This is a genomic window from Metabacillus dongyingensis, from assembly GCF_019933155.2.
GTDB lineage: Bacteria > Bacillota > Bacilli > Bacillales > Bacillaceae > Bacillus_P > Bacillus_P dongyingensis.
Genome location: NZ_CP082944.1, coordinates 3,466,723 through 3,486,128 on the forward strand (window position 1 = coordinate 3,466,723; position 19,406 = coordinate 3,486,128).

18 protein-coding genes are annotated in these 19,406 nt (G+C 41.6%); 2 read left to right on the top strand and 16 right to left on the bottom strand.

What is annotated here, in order from left to right; translation table 11 throughout:
* Window positions 1-52: 52 nt before the first annotated feature.
* From K8L98_RS17140 to mce, 5 genes are all read right to left on the bottom strand, one after another.
* Window positions 53-1,294 (bottom strand): DNA polymerase IV, encoded by a 1,242-nt coding sequence (locus K8L98_RS17140; protein WP_223436536.1) that lies wholly within the window; start codon window positions 1,292-1,294, stop codon window positions 53-55.
* Window positions 1,295-1,594: 300 nt separating this feature from the next.
* Window positions 1,595-2,122: a peptide-methionine (S)-S-oxide reductase MsrA gene (gene msrA / locus K8L98_RS17145; RefSeq protein WP_223436538.1), complete on the bottom strand. Its 528-nt coding sequence runs from the start codon at window positions 2,120-2,122 to the stop codon at window positions 1,595-1,597.
* 69 nt (window positions 2,123-2,191) lie between these two features.
* Window positions 2,192-3,316, bottom strand: coding sequence for a M20/M25/M40 family metallo-hydrolase (locus tag K8L98_RS17150; RefSeq protein WP_223436540.1), 1,125 nt, complete (start codon window positions 3,314-3,316; stop codon window positions 2,192-2,194).
* Window positions 3,317-3,338: 22 nt separating this feature from the next.
* Window positions 3,339-4,886, bottom strand: coding sequence for an acyl-CoA carboxylase subunit beta (locus K8L98_RS17155; RefSeq protein ID WP_223443534.1), 1,548 nt, complete (start codon window positions 4,884-4,886; stop codon window positions 3,339-3,341).
* Between the two features lie 2 nt (window positions 4,887-4,888).
* Entirely contained in the window at window positions 4,889-5,305 is a 417-nt protein-coding gene (gene mce, locus K8L98_RS17160) for a methylmalonyl-CoA epimerase (protein WP_223436542.1), read from the bottom strand.
* Between the two features lie 179 nt (window positions 5,306-5,484).
* On the opposite strand from mce, the gene prli42 reads away from it, so the two are divergent.
* The gene (gene prli42, locus K8L98_RS17165) at window positions 5,485-5,577 is read left to right on the top strand and encodes a stressosome-associated protein Prli42 (protein ID WP_307432596.1); all 93 of its coding nucleotides are present in this window, start codon (window positions 5,485-5,487) and stop codon (window positions 5,575-5,577) included.
* A 102-nt stretch (window positions 5,578-5,679) separates the two neighbouring features.
* On the opposite strand, the gene K8L98_RS17170 is transcribed toward prli42, so the two are convergent.
* The 9 genes from K8L98_RS17170 to K8L98_RS17210 form a co-directional block, all read right to left on the bottom strand.
* Window positions 5,680-6,195, bottom strand: a complete 516-nt coding sequence (locus tag K8L98_RS17170) for a L,D-transpeptidase (protein WP_223436544.1) — start codon at window positions 6,193-6,195, stop codon at window positions 5,680-5,682.
* A gap of 20 nt (window positions 6,196-6,215) precedes the next feature.
* The gene (locus K8L98_RS17175; protein ID WP_223436546.1) at window positions 6,216-7,199 is read right to left on the bottom strand and encodes an aromatic acid exporter family protein; all 984 of its coding nucleotides are present in this window, start codon (window positions 7,197-7,199) and stop codon (window positions 6,216-6,218) included.
* A gap of 216 nt (window positions 7,200-7,415) precedes the next feature.
* Window positions 7,416-8,138: an amino acid ABC transporter ATP-binding protein gene (locus tag K8L98_RS17180; protein ID WP_223436548.1), complete on the bottom strand. Its 723-nt coding sequence runs from the start codon at window positions 8,136-8,138 to the stop codon at window positions 7,416-7,418.
* The gene (locus K8L98_RS17185; RefSeq protein WP_223436550.1) at window positions 8,131-8,790 is read right to left on the bottom strand and encodes an amino acid ABC transporter permease; all 660 of its coding nucleotides are present in this window, start codon (window positions 8,788-8,790) and stop codon (window positions 8,131-8,133) included. Before K8L98_RS17185 ends, K8L98_RS17180 begins: the two co-directional genes overlap by 8 nt.
* 225 nt (window positions 8,791-9,015) lie before the next feature.
* Window positions 9,016-9,795: a transporter substrate-binding domain-containing protein gene (locus K8L98_RS17190; RefSeq protein ID WP_223436552.1), complete on the bottom strand. Its 780-nt coding sequence runs from the start codon at window positions 9,793-9,795 to the stop codon at window positions 9,016-9,018.
* Between the two features lie 242 nt (window positions 9,796-10,037).
* Window positions 10,038-10,475 (bottom strand): BrxA/BrxB family bacilliredoxin, encoded by a 438-nt coding sequence (locus K8L98_RS17195; protein WP_223436554.1) that lies wholly within the window; start codon window positions 10,473-10,475, stop codon window positions 10,038-10,040.
* Window positions 10,476-10,612: 137 nt separating this feature from the next.
* Window positions 10,613-11,632 carry a methylmalonyl Co-A mutase-associated GTPase MeaB gene (meaB, locus tag K8L98_RS17200; RefSeq protein WP_223436556.1) on the bottom strand — a complete coding sequence of 340 codons (1,020 nt, stop codon included), beginning with the start codon at window positions 11,630-11,632 and terminating at the stop codon, window positions 10,613-10,615.
* On the bottom strand, window positions 11,629-13,791 hold the full coding sequence (gene scpA / locus K8L98_RS17205) for a methylmalonyl-CoA mutase (protein WP_223436558.1): 2,163 nt from the start codon (window positions 13,789-13,791) through the stop codon (window positions 11,629-11,631). The genes meaB and scpA overlap by 4 nt, the downstream gene beginning before the upstream one ends.
* 1 nt (window position 13,792) lies before the next feature.
* Window positions 13,793-15,685: a methylmalonyl-CoA mutase family protein gene (locus K8L98_RS17210; protein WP_223436560.1), complete on the bottom strand. Its 1,893-nt coding sequence runs from the start codon at window positions 15,683-15,685 to the stop codon at window positions 13,793-13,795.
* 401 nt (window positions 15,686-16,086) lie between these two features.
* Between K8L98_RS17210 and K8L98_RS17215 the strand changes: the two genes are divergently transcribed.
* Window positions 16,087-16,989: a diacylglycerol/lipid kinase family protein gene (locus K8L98_RS17215; protein WP_223436561.1), complete on the top strand. Its 903-nt coding sequence runs from the start codon at window positions 16,087-16,089 to the stop codon at window positions 16,987-16,989.
* Between the two features lie 85 nt (window positions 16,990-17,074).
* On the opposite strand, the gene K8L98_RS17220 is transcribed toward K8L98_RS17215, so the two are convergent.
* Both K8L98_RS17220 and K8L98_RS17225 read right to left on the bottom strand, forming a co-directional pair.
* Window positions 17,075-18,382, bottom strand: a complete 1,308-nt coding sequence (locus tag K8L98_RS17220; RefSeq protein WP_223436563.1) for a dihydrolipoamide acetyltransferase family protein — start codon at window positions 18,380-18,382, stop codon at window positions 17,075-17,077.
* Window positions 18,383-18,412: 30 nt separating this feature from the next.
* The gene (locus tag K8L98_RS17225) at window positions 18,413-19,396 is read right to left on the bottom strand and encodes an alpha-ketoacid dehydrogenase subunit beta (protein WP_223436565.1); all 984 of its coding nucleotides are present in this window, start codon (window positions 19,394-19,396) and stop codon (window positions 18,413-18,415) included.
* Window positions 19,397-19,406: the final 10 nt, after the last annotated feature.

Genomic DNA, 19,406 nt, shown 5'->3' on the forward strand with positions numbered 1-19,406 from the left:
TTCATGTAAAAATAACACAGGAGCCTTGCTTTTATCAAGTAAAGCGCCTTAATTATTCCCTTAAAAAATCTTTATTAAAACTTGTGCCGCTTGTTTTATCATCTTCTGATTTGTCCACTTTCATCCCGCGTTTCACCATGCTGCCGCCATATTTTCTATTAATATCTTCAATCGTTTTGTAAAGAGGTTCTTTTTTTGCGTCCTCCTGAAAAGAAAAAAGATCCAGCTGCTTATAAGCATCTTCTTTCGGAACGAGATCCTGGCATGTTACGCCAAGCAGCCGGATTGGTTCACCCGTCCAGTGCTTATCAAACAGCGCTTTAGCATGTGTAAGAATATCCTCTGTCTCAACAATTGGGTTATTCAGTTTCTTACTTCGAGTATATGTGCTTCGGTCAGAATAACGAATCGTCGTAAAGATTTTCGTGCCGAGAACATCCTTTCGTTTCATTCTGCTGCTTACTGAATGTGACAGACGGTTCAGAGTTTCATACAGGATTTTTGCCTCTGTCGTATCTTTTGATAAAGTAGTTGAGTTTCCAATGCTTTTAAAATCATAGATGGAGTCAGGGTTTACCTCTCTTTCATCTATTCCATTTGCTCTTTTTTTCAGGCGCTCGCCGTTGATTCCGAGAAGCTGCTTTAATCCGATCGCATCAGCACCTGCAAGGTCTTTTATCGTCTGAATACCAATTGTTTTTAATTTCTCGGCCGTTTTTTCTCCAACCCCATGCATTTCACTTACAGGAAGGGGCCAAAGGGTCTTAGCCAGCTCCCGCTTTCTGAGTACAGTGATGCCGAGGGGTTTTTTCATGTTGGATGCCATTTTGGCGAGAAATTTATTAGGTGCTACACCAATGCTTGCCGGCAGCAAAAGCTCTTCCATCAGCCTGTCCTGAATGGTCTTAGCGATTTGAAGAGGGTTGCCCTCCTTTAAAAACTCCGTTAAATCCATATATCCTTCATCAATTGAAACGGGCTCTACCAGATGTGTAAACTCCCGTAAAAGGCCGAACATGGCTTTAGAGGCTTTTCTGTAACGGTCAAAGTTTGGTTTTCGGACAATTAGTTCAGGACAATGCCGTTTCGCCTGCCAAAGCGGCATGGTCGTTTTCACTCCCTTAGCCCTCGCTTCATAACTGCAAGTAACCACAATTCCTTTTCGTTCTTCAACGTTTCCTGCAATTGCAAGCGGCTTTCCTCTAAGTTCGGGTTCAAAAGCCATTTCAACAGATGCATAAAAGCTGTTCATGTCCACATGTAAAATTACTCTTGGTCCACTTAGCTCTTTCATCTTATTCATCTTCTTTCCAAACAATCGTTCTCTTTCCATTTTATCATATAATCCAAAAAAGCCCCATCAGGTAAATGGCGGCACTGTTCATTTTTTCCGACTGTCCTTTAAATCTGAAAGGGACCTATGATGAAGGCAAGAATCAGTACCCTAATCTGCTCTTAAACAAGAAAGGCGGCCGTGGAAAGGAAGGTACCCTGCTGCACACTTTGACAAACTATTATCGGCACAAAGCGAAAATACGTTATGAAAAACTTCAAAAAAGCTCGCTGTCTTGTTATAAGGCAGTGAGCTTTGTTTTTACTTCTTCCAATTTTTCTTTATAAATTCTTCTCTTCCGGATTCTTCTCTTTCTTGCTTATATTTCTCCGGATTTTTTGCATAAAACTTTTGATGATATTCCTCTGCATGGTAAAAAGGAGCTGCCGGCAGGATTTCAGTTACAATCGGCTTTTTAAAGCGCCCGCTCTCTTCAATCGCAGCTTTTGACTGCTTTGCTCTTAGCTTTTGCTCTTCTGTATGATAAAAAATGGCTGTGCGGTACTGGCTGCCCCGGTCAAAGAACTGACCGCCATCATCTGTCGGATCAATTTGCGGCCAATATAACTCGAGCAGTCTTTCATATGAAAATACTTCAGGTTCAAATGTAATTTCCACAGCTTCCAGGTGGCCTGTTTCACCTGTTTTAATTTGTTCATAAGAAGGATTTTCTAAGGTTCCTCCTGTATAGCCAGAAACAACCTCAATGATCCCAGGCTGCTCGTCAAACGGCTTCACCATACACCAGAAGCATCCTCCGGCAAAAGTTGCTTTTTCTCTCTTTTTCATGCTGAACACCTCTATTTTCTGAAATAAGAAACAGCAGGAGCAATCGCTGCGCCTGCCATTCTTTTTGGATTATTCGCCTTTAGCTACTTCCTCAATGATTGCGACAACAAGCTCAGCTGTTTTCACAAGCTCTTCTATCGGCATCTTTTCATTGGTTGTATGGATATCTTCATACCCGACTGCCAAATTCACAGTTGGAATGTCAAACCCGGCAATAACATTGGCATCGCTGCCTCCGCCGCTTGTTTGAAGCTCGCTTGTCCGGCCGATTGCTGCTGCCGCTTTTTTAGCGACCTCTACAACATGATCTCCCTCGCCAAATTTAAAGCCTGGGTACATTACTTCAATATCCACTTCAGCACGTCCGCCCATTTCAGCAGCAACGCTCTCAAAAGCTTCTTTCATTTTCGCCACTTGAGCTTCCATTTTTTCAGAAACCAAAGATCTCGCTTCAGCCAAGATATTCACTTGATCGCAAACAATGTTTGTTTGCGTGCCTCCTTCAAAACGGCCAATATTAGCTGTAGTTTCTTGATCAATTCTGCCTAAAGGCATTTTAGCAATTGCTTTTGCAGCAATCGTGATCGCAGATACGCCTTTTTCAGGGGCGACACCAGCATGAGCCGTCTTGCCAAAAATGGTTGCTTTTACTTTAGCTTGTGTTGGAGCTGCAACAATAATTGTCCCGACTTTTCCATCACTGTCTAATGCATATCCGAATTTTGCCGTGATCTGAGATCCATCAATGGCTTTCGCTCCTACAAGGCCTGATTCTTCACCGGCAGTAATAATAAATTCGATTTTTCCATGAGAAATATTATTTTCCTTCAATACACGAACGGCTTCAAGCATCGCGGATAAACCTGTTTTATCATCAGCACCTAAAATCGTCGTACCGTCTGTTACGATGTAATCATCTTTAATAGAGGGCTTAATGCCTTTTCCAGGAACAACAGTGTCCATATGTGAAGTAAAATAAATCGGATCTACTCCGTCTTTTACAGCTTCCAGAGTACAAATTAAATTTCCAGCACCGTGCCCGGTAACACCCGTTGTATCATCTTCAACAACATGAACACCAAGTGATGAAAACTTTTCTTTTAACACTTTTGCAATTTCTGTTTCGAATTTCGTTTCTGAATCAATTTGCACAAGCTCCAGAAACTCATTAACTAAGCGTTCTTGATTAACCATATGTATTCCTCCATAAAGTGTATTAAAGCGGAATGTTCCCATGCTTTTTGGCAGGTCTTTGCTCTTGCTTTGTCCGGAGCATTTCAAGTGCCTGAATCAATTTAATTCTTGTATCCCGCGGATCAATGACATCATCAACCATACCCTGACTCGCAGCAACATATGGATTTGCGAACTTCTCTCTGTATTCTTCGATTTTATTTGCTCTTGTTTCTTCAGGATTTTCGCTGTTTTCAATTTCTTTAGCGAAAATGATATTCGCAGCACCCTGAGGACCCATCACGGCAATCTCGGCATTCGGCCATGCAAAAACAAGATCCGCTCCGATAGATTTGCTGTTCAGTGCAACGTATGCTCCGCCGTAGGCCTTTCGCAAAATAACCGTCAATTTAGGAACGGTTGCTTCTGAATAGGCATATAAAATCTTTGCTCCGTGTCTGATGATTCCCCCGTGTTCCTGCTTAATACCAGGGAAAAACCCTGTAACATCTTCAAACGTAATAATCGGAATCTGGAATGAATCACAAAACCGGATGAAGCGGGAAGCTTTATCTGAAGAATCAATATCAAGTCCGCCGGCCATGTATTTAGGCTGATTGCAGACGAGTCCAACGACCTCACCTTTTATTCTCGCAAAACCAACAACTATATTTTTGGCAAAGTCCTTTTGCACTTCATAAAAAGAATCGGCATCAGCCACTTCTTGAATAACCACTCGGACATCATAAGGCCTGAGAGCATCAAATGGGATGCAGTCTGTCAGGTTCGGACGATAATCCGCATCATCATCAAATGGCAAAATCGGCGCTTTCTCCTGATTATTCTGCGGCAAATAGGTGATTAATTTCCGGACTTGAGAAAGCACCTCTTCTTCTGTTTCACCTGAAAAATGGGCATTTCCGCTGATCGTGTTATGTACTTTAGCTCCGCCTAAATCTTCGGAACTGATTTTTTCGCCTGTTACCGTTTCAATCACTTTAGGACCTGTTATAAACATTTGACTTGTTTTCTCGACCATAAAGACAAAGTCTGTAATCGCAGGAGAATATACAGCACCGCCTGCGCACGGACCAAGGATAACCGAAATCTGCGGTATTACGCCCGAGTAGATGGTATTGCGGTAAAAAATCTGCCCATATCCATCTAATGATACCACACCTTCCTGAATTCTAGCACCTCCGGAGTCGTTAAGGCCAATGAACGGAGTTCCGCTTTTGGCTGCCAGGTCCATGACCGCAGCAATTTTTTTGGCATGCATCTCTCCAAGGGCTCCTCCAAAAACCGTAAAGTCCTGTGAAAATAAATAGACAGGCCGTCCGTGCACTTTGCCGTAGCCTGTGACGACTCCGTCACCCGGTCCTTTTTTCCCGCTCAGACCAAAGTCATTGCACCGGTGCTCTATGAATGGATTCATTTCAACGAATGTTCCTTTATCGATGAGAAGATCGATGCGCTCTCTTGCTGTCAGCTTTCCTTTTTCATGCTGTTTTTCAATGCGCTCATCTCCGCCGCCCATTTCCACTTCACGTCTTCGATCATATAATTCATTTATTTTATCGAAAATATCAATGCTCATAGAACTGTACCCTCTCTCTTTTCACATAGTTCCACTAATACTCCGTTTGCAGATTTCGGATGCAAAAAGGCAATGGCAGCACCGCCTGCACCGTTCCTTGGAGTTTCATCAATCATTTTCACTCCATTTACCCTCAATTCTTCAATCCTTTTCTTTATATCATCCACTCCCAGAGCCAAATGATGTATGCCTTCTCCCCGTTTTTCAATAAATTTGGCTACAGCACTGTCCTCAGAAGCGGGCTCAAGTAATTCAATTTTCGTATCGCCTATTTTCAAAAAAGCGACCTTCACCTTTTGCTCTTCTACATGCTCAATGCCTTGAAGCTCTAAACCGAGAGTTTCCTCATAAAACGGAAGCACCTCGGAAATCGAACGAACAGCTACCCCTATGTGATCTACCTTTTTAATCACCTTTTCCCCTCCTCTTGATGAAAACGCTTAACTCCTATGAACATGACTTACTTCTTTATTTGCTGTCAAAATTCCTGCTGCTTCGACTAAAATGTGCAATTTTGTTCATATCTCATCCCTTGTCCAGCCCATTTATTCACGTTAAAATATAAATAGAATCCTATATAGGAGTGAAAATTATGTCTAAAAGATTTCAAAAAGTGGTTATATATCTGATGCTTGCCGTAATGATTGCCACAACTTTACTTGCTGGAATGAGTATGTGGTTTTAATAAAAAAGCGGCTTCGCCCGTTTAGCTCTGGCCTGGCATCGTGAAAAATCGTAATCGGCATATGACCGGCATTTATTAAACAAAAAAGGTGATTCCCTCAGGTCAGGAATCACCTTTTTTCATTGCTCCTTTTTCTGCAGCAATTTCTTCAAACGGCTTGGCGTTTTTTGTTATAAATACTTTTGTTCCAATTGGAATATGTTCAAACAGAATTTCTACTTCCTCATTGTACATGCGCACACATCCCTGTGTAACAAAGGAGCCAATTGAATCTTCATTATTCGTTCCGTGAATGCCGTACGTTCTGCCATCTGAATCTTCCGCGTCGAATCCAATCCACCTGGTGCCGAGAGGATTTTTAGGGTCACCGCCCGGAATGTTCTTTTTTCGGTAATACGGATCTGCCGCTTTCACGGTGATGGTGAATTCCCCTTCGGGTGTAAGCTCTTCATTCTTGCCTGTAGCAACGTCAAATACTTTCACTACCTGACCATTATCAATAAATGCAAGTTCGTTTGTCTGCTTATTGATAATGACATATGGATCGCCTACAGATGGATTTTCTCCAAGCGGCCAAAGCGGAGAAAGGAACATGATGAATAGAAGCAATGCCTTCATTACGAATCACCCTTTTTTCTTTATGTTGCACGGGAAGGGCGAAATTCATGCTCTGCAATTATGCCTTTAAACTGACTTTTTAAAACAAGATACTGCTCCATCTCCCGCACAAAGTGCAAGAGAGCAGCTCTTGCTTCAAATTCTTCGCGTGTTTCAGGAAGCGGCATCTCTTCAAAGCTTTTTCTCATATGATGCAGCTTGACTAAAAACTTGTGTGCCGTATTTCCAGGATGTATCGCTTCTCTTACTTCCTGAATAAATTCAGCGATAATTTGCGCCTGATCAACGGTCACATTAATAGACGTAATAATTGGGAGAACACGTTCAATAATTTCAAATTGTTTTTCCCTCATCTTGAAATAGTGGTAGTAAAGATTTTCATGCCTCATAAAGTGGTTTTCCACATCTCTGAATGCCAGAGTTTTTGCTTCATTAATTAATTGAGCGGTCTCCGTTATTTCTTTACCGTCCCATGAACTATCGTTTGAAAGTAAATATTCCTCGATCTCCAGAAAGATTTTTGAAAGATTATCTTCAATTTTCAGCTGATATTCCTTCAGCTTTTTATCAACACTTGGCATATAAAGGTTCATAATCAGGGCCACCCCTATTCCAGTGGAGATAAGTGCGATTTCATTCAAAACAAGGCTGAACGTAATATGTGAGGATGTGTATAAGTGCAAAATGATGACGGAACTAGTTACAATCCCTTCTTTTGCATGAACAATCACAGTCACAGGGATAAAGAATAATAGAAGAAGTCCGATTACAAAAGGATAATACCCAATTCCTTCAAAGAAAACAAAAGAAAAAAGAATGGCAATTAAACAGGCAAAAAATCTAGCCCAGGAAGTCTGCAATGATTTTTTCTTTGTTACCTGAATACAGAGAATCGTTAAGATTCCGGCTGAGGCAAAATTATCAAGCTGAAACAGCTGTGCCAGACTGATGGCAAACGCTGCTCCCAATGCTGTTTTAAGTGTGCGGTATCCGATTTTAAACATTTGCTTTCCCCTTGCTTCATCATTCTGTTTATTAGTGTAACCAAAAGAAGAATGATTTTTTGAATAATTTACATGTTCGCTGCTGAAGATTCTTTTTTGAGCAGTTAATGAAAAGGCGTTTCTTTTGAATTCGATATCTATAAATGAATAGGTCTAAATCATTAGAAAGCGCCAAAAAGAAAAAGATGATCATCATGATCATCTTTTACTTTAGGATTATAGCATTTTTTCAAGGAAAATTTGAGCACGTTTCGTTTTAGGATTTGTAAAAAATTCCTTAGGCGGTGCATCTTCAACTAAAATGCCCTCATCCAGAAAGAGGACTCTGTCTGCTACTTCTCTTGCAAATCCCATTTCATGGGTAACAATTGCCATTGTCATACCTGAGAACGCCAGATTTTTCATAACCTCTAACACTTCCTTGACCATCTCTGGGTCAAGAGCAGAGGTCGGTTCATCAAACAGCATAACCTCCGGGTTCATCGCAAGTGCTCTGGCAATGGCAACCCTCTGCTTTTGTCCGCCTGATAACTTGCTTGGATATACTTGAGCTTTTTCAGCAAGACCAACTTTCTTTAAAAGCTCGTGCCCTTGTGCTTCTGCTTCCTTTTTAGAAGTTCCCTTAACAGTTAATGGAGCGTATGTTAGGTTTTCAAGAACGGTTTTGTGAGGAAAAAGATGAAAATGCTGAAAGACCATGCCAACATTTTGACGTACTTTGTTTATATCTGTTTTGGGATTCGTAATATCCTGATCTTTAATCCAAACATGTCCGTCTGTAGGGTCTTCCAAACGATTTAAACAGCGGAGAAAGGTTGATTTTCCGGAGCCCGATGGCCCAATAATCGCCACTACTTCTTTTTCAGCAATAGATGTAGTGATTCCTTTCAGCACTTCTAATTTCCCAAATGACTTATGAAGCTTGTCTACTTTAATCACTGCGCGCCATTCTCCTTTCAACGAGTTTGCCAAGGAGCGTTAATATGATAACCATGACATAATAGATTAAACCCGCAATTAAGATCGGTTCAAAATAACGGTATGTTTGTCCGCCGACAATATAAGAACTTCTCATAATATCCTGAACTCCAATGATGGTTACAATAGCTGATTCCTTTGTCAGTGTAATGAACTCGTTCATTAAGGCAGGAAGAATATTTTTAATGGCCTGAGGGAAAATGATATCCTTCATCATCTTTGAATAAGGAACACCAAGAGCCATCGCAGCTTCGCGCTGACCTTTATCGATTGCCATGATGCCTGCTCTGATTACCTCAGAAATATATGCACCTGAATTCAGGGCAAAAGTTGCAACTGCTGCAGGATAAGGATCAATCTCAAAGCCAAGTATTTGCGGTGCACCATAATAAATAATTAATAATTGCAGAATGAGCGGCGTGCCGCGAAAAACGGACGTATATGCGTCAGCAATCCACATCAGCGGCTTAATTCTGCTGATCTTCATGAGAGCAAGAATGACAGCCAGAATAAATCCAATTAAAGCAGAAAGACCGACAATTTTCAATGTAACAGGTATCCCTTGAAGAATAAAGGGTATGGAAGGCGCTATAGCCGGAAAATCCAGATTCATTTTTCATGACACTCCTTTCTGTATATGGAAATAAAAAACGTTCAACATTCGTTCCGTTGAACATTTATTTATAGAAAAAGTTTTGAGCAATGTTGCTCTGGCTCAATCGCCCCAACGCCTCAGCCAGAACAAATCCCGCAAAAAAGCCAAACACGGACTTTTCTGCAGGATTCATATCTGTCATATCTGCGCTAAACGGTCGATTCCGCTTTTCTTTTGTTCTGCTTATTTTGCTTCTCCGCCGAACCATTTCACTACTAATTTTTCCAGCTCGCCGTTTTCTTTCATTTCCTGAAGTACTTTGTTGAATTCTTCAGTATATTTGCTGTCTTTAGGGAAAGCAATCGCAGAACCTGCTTCTTCAGTTTCCCCGTCTTCAATTGTTATGCCTTCTAACTCTTTATCCTTTTCAAAATAGCCTTTTGCTACAGTATCTTCAATAATTGCTGCATCGAAACGGCCTGATTTCATTTCTTGGATAAGTTCAGGAATTCTGTTGCGGTTTTCAACTTTGATATTTACTTCTTTAGCAAGTTCTTCCGCTTTACCCTCTTGGATGGAAGAAAGCTGAACACCAACCGTCTTGCCTTCTAAGTCTTCAACAGATTTAATGCCGCTGCCTTTTTTAGAAATAATCATATGTTTAGCTGTATAATATACATCTGAGAAATCCACGCTTTTTTTGCGTTCTTCCGTTGGCGTCATCCCAGCTAAAACCATATCAGCCTTCTTAGCCTGAAGTGCTGGAATTAAACCAGTGAAATCCATGTCTTCTACTTTAATTTCGTAGCCAAGCTCTTTTCCGATTGCTTTTGCAAGATCAACATCAAATCCGATTATATCGCTGCCTTTTGCCGTATCAATGTACTCAAACGGAGGATAATCTGCAGATGTTGCCATTTTTAATACCTTTTTCTCTTCTCCTGATCCATTGTCTGAAGATCCGCATGCAGCGAGAACTCCAATTACTAAGATCGAAATCATAAACAATAATACTTTCTTCATTTTCTTCCTCCTTTTATTTTCTTAACATTCTAAATTTAATAATATTATCTTCTATAGAATAATATATTACAAGCAATTTTTTACTAATAAATATCCGACTTAATGTATTTTAACACATACTTATAAATATGCAATATAAAGATAAATTATTTGTTTTTATGCAATATTACTATAGTGGAAAAGAATGTTAAACTTTTCAGAAATAAAAAAATCACAAAAAAAACTGCCGTATTAACGGCAGCTTAAATTTCTTCACAATGCTGATCAAAAGCTTCTTGAAGCTTTGATACAACACTCATTGGATCGTGTCCTTCAATTTCATGCCGCTCAACCATAGCCACAAGCTTGCCGTCTTTTAACAGGGCAAATGATGGTGAAGAAGGCGGGTATCCAGTGAAATGCTCTCTTGCATATGCTGTTGCTTCTTTATCCTGGCCAGCAAAAACAGTCACAAGACGGTCAGGTCTTTTATCATAATGAACAGAGTGTGCAGCTGCAGGTCTTGCAATACCGCCTGCACAGCCGCAAACCGAGTTGACCATCACAAGGGTTGTTCCCTCTTTTTTAAACGTTTCTTCCACCTCTTCAGGCGATGTCAATTCTGTATATCCTGCAGCCGTGATTTCTTTTCTTGCCTGTGCGACTACATCATTCATAAACATATTAAAATCGATATTCACGTCATAATCTCTCCTTTGCTTACAATAAATACATTTTACCAAGATTTGCGGTAAATGACCACCGAAATGCGGAACTGCATGTATAGCGCAGGCAGACAGATAAGGCTCCGCCACCAAAGCTTCGGCAGAAAAACTGCTTATCTGCTTAAAAAAGCAGAAATCAGCTCTTTCACACTGCCTGAAACCGGCCGCTTTCCTTCCACCACGTCTTTTTCATAGTTCAGCATATTGCCTTTTATATAGCTATGCTGAAAAAAGTGATGCTTCAGCTGTTCCTGAATCATTTCATAGAGCCATTCCTTCTGCTGAAGTTTCCTTCTGCCTTCAAATGTTCCGTTTTCTTTCGTTTCATTTGCGAAAACGGTTATTGTCTCCCATATTTCGCGTATTCCTGTTTCATAAAGGGCAGAAGCGGTCACTGCTTTAGTTTCCCATCCTTGTGTATAGGATTTTAGAAAATGAAGAATATGATTGTACTCTTGTTCAGCTTTTTTTGCATTTTTAAGGTTATCTCCATCTGCTTTGTTGACAACCACGAGATCGGGAAGTTCCATAATTCCTTTTTTCATTGTCTGCAGCTCGTCTCCGGCACCGGTCAATACTAATAAGAGGAAAAAATCGACCATGCCCCTTATTGCAAACTCCCCCTGCCCGACACCCACCGTTTCAACGAGAATCACATCGTACCCTGCCGCCTCGCAGACAATAATGGATTCCCTTGTTTTTCTCGTTACCCCTCCAAGTGTTCCGCTTGATGGAGAAGGTCTGATAAAAGCATCAGGATTACGGGAGAGCCTCTCCATTCTCGTTTTATCACCCAATATACTTCCTTTTGAAACCTGGCTGCTCGGGTCGACAGCAAGCACTGCCACTTTATGTCCGAGACTGCACAAATACGTCCCGAAAGCATCAATGAACGTGCTCTTTCCTGCACCCGGAACCCCTGTTATCCCAATTCTTATGGAAGAGGTCTCTTTTTGCTGAAGCTCTTCAATCATTTGCTGCGCTTTTTCAAAATGTTTTTCGGCGTTGCTTTCCACTAGAGTGATAGCCTGCGCAACAGCCACTCTGTCGCCATTTTGCACACCCTCAATATACTGCTCTGCACTCTTTTCAATGCTTCCCGCTTTTTTACGCTTTTGAGGACTTCCTGTCATTTTTCTGCATCCTCATAGCCAAGTCTTTCGTAGATCTTCTCAAGCATCACTTTTGCTGCATTCGGAATAACGGTACCGGGTCCAAATATAGCAGATGCCCCGCTGTTTAATAAAAATTCATAATCCTGATAAGGAATCACGCCCCCGACTATCACGACAATATCTTCTCTGCCGAGCGCCTTCAGTTCTTTTATTAATTGAGGAAGAAGAGTTTTGTGGCCGGCAGCAAGAGAACTCATGCCGACAATATGAACATCATTTTCAACTGCCTGTGCAGCAGTTTCCGCCGGTGTTTGAAATAAAGGACCGATATCCACATCAAAACCAAGATCTGCATATGCCGTTGCCACAACTTTTGCTCCGCGGTCATGACCATCCTGGCCCATCTTGGCAATTAAGATGCGGGGTCTTCTTCCTTCTAGCTCAGAAAATTCATCTGTCATTCTTCTTACACTTTCGATTTCTTCTTCATTTGAAAATTCAGAGCTGTACACACCGCTGATGGAACGGATCACTGCCTGATGCCGTTTGGATACCTTCTCAACCGAATCGGATATTTCGCCTAAGGTTGCTCTAGCTCTTGCTGCCTCTACAGCAAGCTCAAGCAGATTGCCTTCTCCGCTTCTTACAGCTTCTGTTAACGCTTCAAGGGTTTGGTCCACCTTGACCTGATCGCGTGTATCCTTCAAAGTCTGAAGTCTCTCAATCTGTTTTCTTCTTACTTCTGTGTTATCAATATTTAAAATTTCAATTGGGTCTTCTTCCTCCACTTGAAATTTATTGACGCCAATAATGGTTTCCGTTCCGGAATCTATTTTAGCCTGGCGCTTGGCTGCTGCTTCTTCGATTTTCATTTTAGGCAGTCCTGTTTCAATCGCTTTTGCCATTCCGCCAAGGTTTTCAACCTCTTCGATATGCGCCCAGGCCTTATCCATCAGCTGTTTTGTAAGTGATTCTACATAATAAGAACCGCCCCATGGATCGATCACATCACATATTCCGGTTTCCTGCTGCAAATAAAGCTGAGTGTTTCTGGCAATGCGTGCTGAAAAATCAGTTGGAAGAGCGATGGCTTCATCCAGAGCATTGGTATGAAGTGACTGGGTATGTCCCATAACGGCGGCATGGGCTTCAATGCATGTTCTGACAACATTGTTAAATGGATCCTGTGCAGTCAAACTCCATCCTGAAGTTTGTGAATGCGTTCTGAGGGCCAGTGATTTAGGGTTTTTAGGATCAAATCCCTTCACAATTTTTGCCCACATTAATCTGGCAGCCCTCATTTTTGCCACTTCCATAAAATAATTCATGCCGATTGCCCAGAAAAAAGAAAGTCTCGGAGCAAATTGATCAATATCAAGTCCTGCTTTTAACCCTGTCCGAATATATTCAAGCCCGTCGGCCAAGGTATATGCGAGCTCAATATCCGCTGTAGCACCCGCTTCCTGCATATGGTACCCGGAAATACTTATGCTGTTGAACTTTGGCATATACTTCGCTGTATACTCAAAAATATCCCCTATTATTCTCATCGATGTTTCAGGAGGATAAATGTATGTATTCCGGACCATATATTCCTTTAAAATGTCATTTTGAATGGTGCCTGCAAGTTTCTCCTTTGAAACACCCTGTTCCTCAGCTGTCACAATATAAAATGCCATAATGGGCAGGACAGCTCCATTCATCGTCATCGATACAGACATTTGATCCAATGGAATTTCATCAAAAAGGATTTTCATATCAAGAATGGAGTCAATAGCTACGCCTGCTTTACCCACATCCCCTTCGACCCGCGGGTGATCTGAATCGTATCCTCTGTGCGTCGCGAGATCAAAAGCGACTGATAAACCCTTTTGTCCCATTGCCAAATTCCGCCGGTAGAAAGCATTGCTGTCTTCTGCGGTTGAAAAACCGGCATACTGTCTGATTGTCCACGGTCTGTTCACGTACATGGTTGAATAAGGACCTCTCAGAAATGGCGCAATACCCGGATAACTGTCCAAATAAGGCATATTTTTCCTGTCTTCTGAAGTATAAGCAGCTTTTAAAGGAATTCCTTCATTCGATTTAAAAGGTTCTGCTGCGTGTCCGTTCTCCTGATTTTTTTCAGCAAAACGATCGCTGATCAATTCTACATTTGCAAAATTAATTCGAGCCATTTTACGATACCCCCAGTTGAAACTGCAATTTTTTCAAGAAGACATAAACATCCATCCCCTGATAGATGCATTCATGAATGCCGGACTGATCAAGCTGATCTTTATTAAGGCGGCCCGCTGCGTAAACATTGGCGCCTTGGGTTACTTGTGTAAAATCAAACGATTCGTATGCCTCATCTTTCCCGCATACGATTATAGGCTTGTCCACTGAAGAGCATTCAGGCTGATCAGGCTTCAAGATCACAGCTTCTATTCCTCCTGCAGAAAGCATACCTGTAACAAAATCAAGTCTTGGTTTATAGTCAAGCAGCTTTCCGAGCACGATAATATTAACTTTCGGATAATGCCCGAAAATGCTTTTGTATTTAATTGAATCAGCCCTTAATCCTTCGAATTGTTCAGCAAGCCTCATTGAGGTCAGAGATTTCAATTCAGCCATGGACTTGTCACTAAATATTCCTGCATTTATTTCACTTGCTTTAACCGTTTTTGCTTCTATCATCCAATCTTTCAATCTCTTGCCGGGGTTATTCTCAGCAGCTTCTGTAATAGGGATATACGCTTCAGCTTTTTGGATTTCTCTTTCGGGCTCCTGCAAATTCGCATAATGGTTCGTTCCTATCAGATGTACGTTTCGTTTATTGACATCTTCCAGCCTTCGAGCTAGAAGTCCACGCAATTTGTCCTGAATATAATTTTGCCTTGCTGCCTGCACGAATCCGCCCATGGTTTCGATAGACTGAATTTCCTTCCAGGCAAGATCTGCAAGCTCTGCTGTTAGCTCTTCAATGTACCACGAGCCGCCTGCAGGGTCAGCGACTTTAGACAGCAGACTTTCTTCTTTTAAAATATAATGAGTATTTCTTGCAATCCTGTCACCTGTTTTACTGACTTCTCCAAGCACTTCATCAAAAGGTGCGACTGTTATGCTGTTCACTCCGCCGATAGCGGCTGAAAATGCTTCTGTAGTTGCTCTCAGCATATTTACGTGCAAATCATGCTTTGTTTTGTTAAAAGAAGATGCTGCAGCATGTAAAATGATTGGATGACGATCGGGACTTGTCCCGAATGCTGCCAAAATGGTTGCCCATATTTTTTTAGCCGCTCTGAACTTGGCAATCTCGATAAAAAAATGAGATCCGGCTGAGAAAGAAAAGCCGACCCTATCAGCAAGTTTATCAATGGAAAAACCGCGTTCTTTTAATGCATTAAAAAGCTCAATTGAGTTGGAAAACGTATATGCCAGCTCTTCTCTTGCAGATCCCCCCGAATTATGGAACATTTCACCATCAAATAAAACAGCTCTTACATTAGGCAAATTCTCCTCATCCAGTATCGTGATCATCTCGGCGAGCAATTCTATCTTCTTAGCTGGAGGAAGCAGATCCGTTCCGCCAATCCATTCTCCATATGGATCAAAAGCGAATGTGCCTCTACATTTCTTGTTTTTCAAATAAGTAATAAACAATGGGAAAAATCCGATATTGCCCTGCAGTGAAAGATGGAATTCTATTTGTTCCAAATCAAGCCCATCAAATGCTGTGCAAATATCCTGATAGGTTTCTAAATACCCAATGTGTTCTAAGTGAATGATATCCTGTCCACGCTTCATGGCTTCCCGAATTTCTTCATTTAGCTGTTCAGGTGTTTTTGACCGCTGAAGCTTTTGGCTCACAGACCATTCATTTTTCTCCTGGGCTGTCATACCAAGTTTTTCCCCGCTGAATTGCGTATTGTGCTCAGTATATAATGGATTTAGTGTAATGCCTTCATATGTTTTTTTTGAAAGACTTTGAATGCTTTTCCCCTTTAAAGCTTTCTCAGCCTCTTCCACCCACATTTGTTCGGATGCTTTTTCAAAATCATTTATTTCGTGATTGATTCTTTGCTTCATCCTACTGCTTCCCGGATAGGAAGCCCACCCCCTTGACGCAAAAGAATGCGTTTACATTTTTGAAAATAGTAAAAACTTAATCTATTTCATTTTATTATACCTTTAGGAAATCAGCAATTCCAATTCACTTTTGAAACCTTAAAGCTTAGTGAGGCGTATTTATTAAATAAATGTTTCAATTATATAAAGAGAGGTTAATTTAAAAATGAAGAGAAAATTCGGAGAAAAAAAGAAACGGAAAAAATAGGGGAAATTAGGTGTTCGACACTTTACTGGAGTGTACCCGACCTCATTGAATTTCTAATTCTTCTTCCGTTTAGAATCCTTATCTCTACTATAAGGTTCTTTATCAATTTACTAAATTTCTAAAACTATTCTGTAAGCTCGTAAGGGGTTTTTTTATGGCAAAATATAAAAAAGGCATGCTGATCTATAATGGAAATGCCGGCCAGAAAGATGCTGAAAAAACACTTGGCATCTGCGTTCCGATTATTTCCCTGCATGTGGAACAGCTATTGCTGCTTCAGACTTCAAAGCCTCTTGATGCACAGAAATACTGCAGGAAGCACGGTGAAGACATGGACATCGTGATTATTCTGGGCGGGGACGGCACGGTGCATGAGTGTATCAATGGACTTGGAGGACTGATTCAAAGGCCGGTAATCGCCATTTTGCCAGGCGGCACATGCAATGACTTTTCAAGAACGCTTGGCATTCCGCAAAACTTAAAGAAAGCTGCTGAAGCATTGTTCGCAGGTAAAATTCAGGGTACGGACGCTGCTGAAACAAGCAGGGGTTACTTCCTCAACTTTTGGGGAATCGGTCTTGTGGCTGAAACATCTGAAAATATTAATGACACCGAAAAAGCTCTGTTCGGAAAAGTCAGCTATTTTTTGAGTGCCTTTCGAACGATTAAAAGCATGAAGCCTTTTCACTTCAAACTGAAGCTTGATGATACCTGGATTAAAGATGAAGCGATCATGGTGCTGATCGCCAATGGCAAAATCATCGGCACTAATGTGCTGCCTTATCCCGATATCAAAATCGATGACGGTCTCGCCGATATTTTCATTATCAAGGAAGCCAGTTTTTCGCTTATCAAAGAAGTTATGACAATGAAAGACAACATTGAGTGGGATCATATTGATTCTCAGCTGATGCACTATCAGGCAAGCAGCATGCAAATTGAAACAAAAGAAGAAATGAGCGTTGATACAGACGGTGAGGTTTATTCAAAAACACCGGAAACCATCACGATTTTACATAATCATTTTCAAATGCTCGCTCCTAAAGATGAAAAATAAGGAACGCAGTACAAATACACTGCTGATTTTATTCTTCCATAAAACAAAAAAAGCCATCACATGACTAAATGTGATGGCTTTTCTATTAATAAACAGAAGTCGTGTCTTTAGACGTATTCTCTAAAATTTCTTTTACTCTGGCCAGGAACCTGCCGCACACTAATCCGTCAAGCACACGGTGATCAAGCGACATGCACAGATTCACCATATCCCGCACTGCAATCATGCCGTTGTTCATTACAACAGGACGCTTTACGATTGATTCCACCTGAAGAATCGCAGCCTGCGGGTAGTTGATGATTCCCATAGACTGCACAGATCCAAATGAACCTGTATTGTTTACAGTAAAGGTGCCGCCTTTCATTTCATCTGCAGTTAATTTACCTGCACGGACCTTGCCTGCAAGTTCAGAAATTTCACGGGCTATGCCTTTAATTGTCTTCTCATCTGCATGCTTAATCACCGGCACAAACAGAGCATCATCTGTTGCAACCGCGATAGAGATATTGATGTCTTTCTTCTGAATAATGCTTTCGCCAGCCCACATAGAATTAATTTGCGGGAATTCTTTTAGTGCTTGAGCGACAGCTTTGACGAAAAACGCAAAGAATGTAAGATTAAATCCTTCTTTTTGCTTGAATTCATTCTTGATAGAATTGCGGTATTCAACCAGATTGGTTGTATCCACTTCAATCATCGTCCAGGCATGAGGTGCCTCGTGCTTGCTTCGAAGCATGTTAGAGGCGATCGCTTTGCGGATGCCAGTAACAGGAATTTCAATATCTCCCGGCTGTGCCGAAACAGAAGCTGCAGCTGGTTGTGCAGCTTTCTGAGGTGCAGCTGCAGGTACATTTTGCTTTGCTTCAGCTTTAGCTGGCGCTTCTTGAACAGCTGCATTTCCCCTGTTTCCTGATGAGGGGATATTTCCGCTCTCAATGATTTGCTGCAGGTCTTTTCTTGTGATTCTTCCGCCGGCGCCTGAACCGGTAACCTGTTCAAGATCAATGTCGTTTTCCTGGGCCAAGCGCAGGACAGCAGGAGAATATCGTTTCTTATTTGACTGATCCGTTTGCTGTTCAGGCTGCTCTTTTATTGTTTCCTCAGAAGCCGGCGTGACGGGTTCATTTTCTGCTGAATACCCTTCGCTTCCTCCGCCGACTTCGACTTTACAAATGATTTCGCCGACAGCAAGCGTATCGCCCTCATCTGCAACCAATTCTTTGATTACGCCTGTAAATGAAGATGGAACCTCTGCATTTACCTTATCTGTCATAACCTCAGCAATCGGATCGTATTTGTTTACTGTATCACCGACTGATACAAGCCATTTACTGATGGTGCCTTCCGTTACACTTTCCCCAAGCTGGGGCATGGTCATCTGTTCAACTGCCATGTCTGTTCCCTCCTCAAATGAAAATCTTATTTAAAATTCAGCAAGCTTCCGCATAGCCGCTTCAACTTTATCTGGATTGATCATAAAATATTTTTCCATTGTTGGAGCATATGGCATTGCCGGCACATCAGGACCTGCAAGACGCATGATTGGTGCATCCAAATCAAATAGGCAGTTTTCAGCAATGATGGCTGACACTTCGCTCATGATGCTTCCTTCTTTGTTATCTTCCGTCAGTAAAAGGACTTTTCCTGTTTTAGATGCAGCTTCAATAATCGCTTCTTTATCCAGCGGGTAAACTGTGCGCAAATCAAGAATATGCGCTGAAATTCCATCTTGCGCAAGCTTTTCTGCAGCTTGGAGAGCAAAATGTACGCACAAGCCGTAAGTGATGATTGTAAGATCTTCACCCTCGCGCTTTACATCAGCTTTTCCGATCGGCAGCACATAATCATCATCCGGAACCTCGCCTTTGATGAGACGGTAAGCTCTTTTATGCTCAAAGAACAGAACTGGATCATTGTCTCTGATTGCAGCCTTTAACAGTCCTTTAACATCATAAGGAGTTGAAGGCATCACAATTTTAAGACCCGGCTGATTGGCAAATAAAGCTTCGACCGATTGAGAGTGATAGAGAGCGCCATGTACGCCGCCGCCATAAGGAGCGCGAATCGTAATCGGGCAATTCCAATCATTGTTTGAACGATAGCGGATTTTGGCTGCCTCTGAAACGATCTGATTGACTGCAGGCATGATAAAGTCTGCAAATTGCATTTCTGCAATTGGTCTCATTCCGTACATGGCTGCGCCAATTCCTACACCTGCAATCGCTGATTCTGCAAGCGGAGTATCAATGACACGCTCTTCTCCAAACTTGTCGTACAATCCAGCTGTTGCTTTAAAAACTCCGCCTTTTTTGCCTACATCTTCCCCAAGCACGAAAACTTTTGGATCACGTTCCATCTCTTCACGAATCGCCATCGTGACAGCATCTATATAAGAAATGACTGGCATTGTTCTTCCC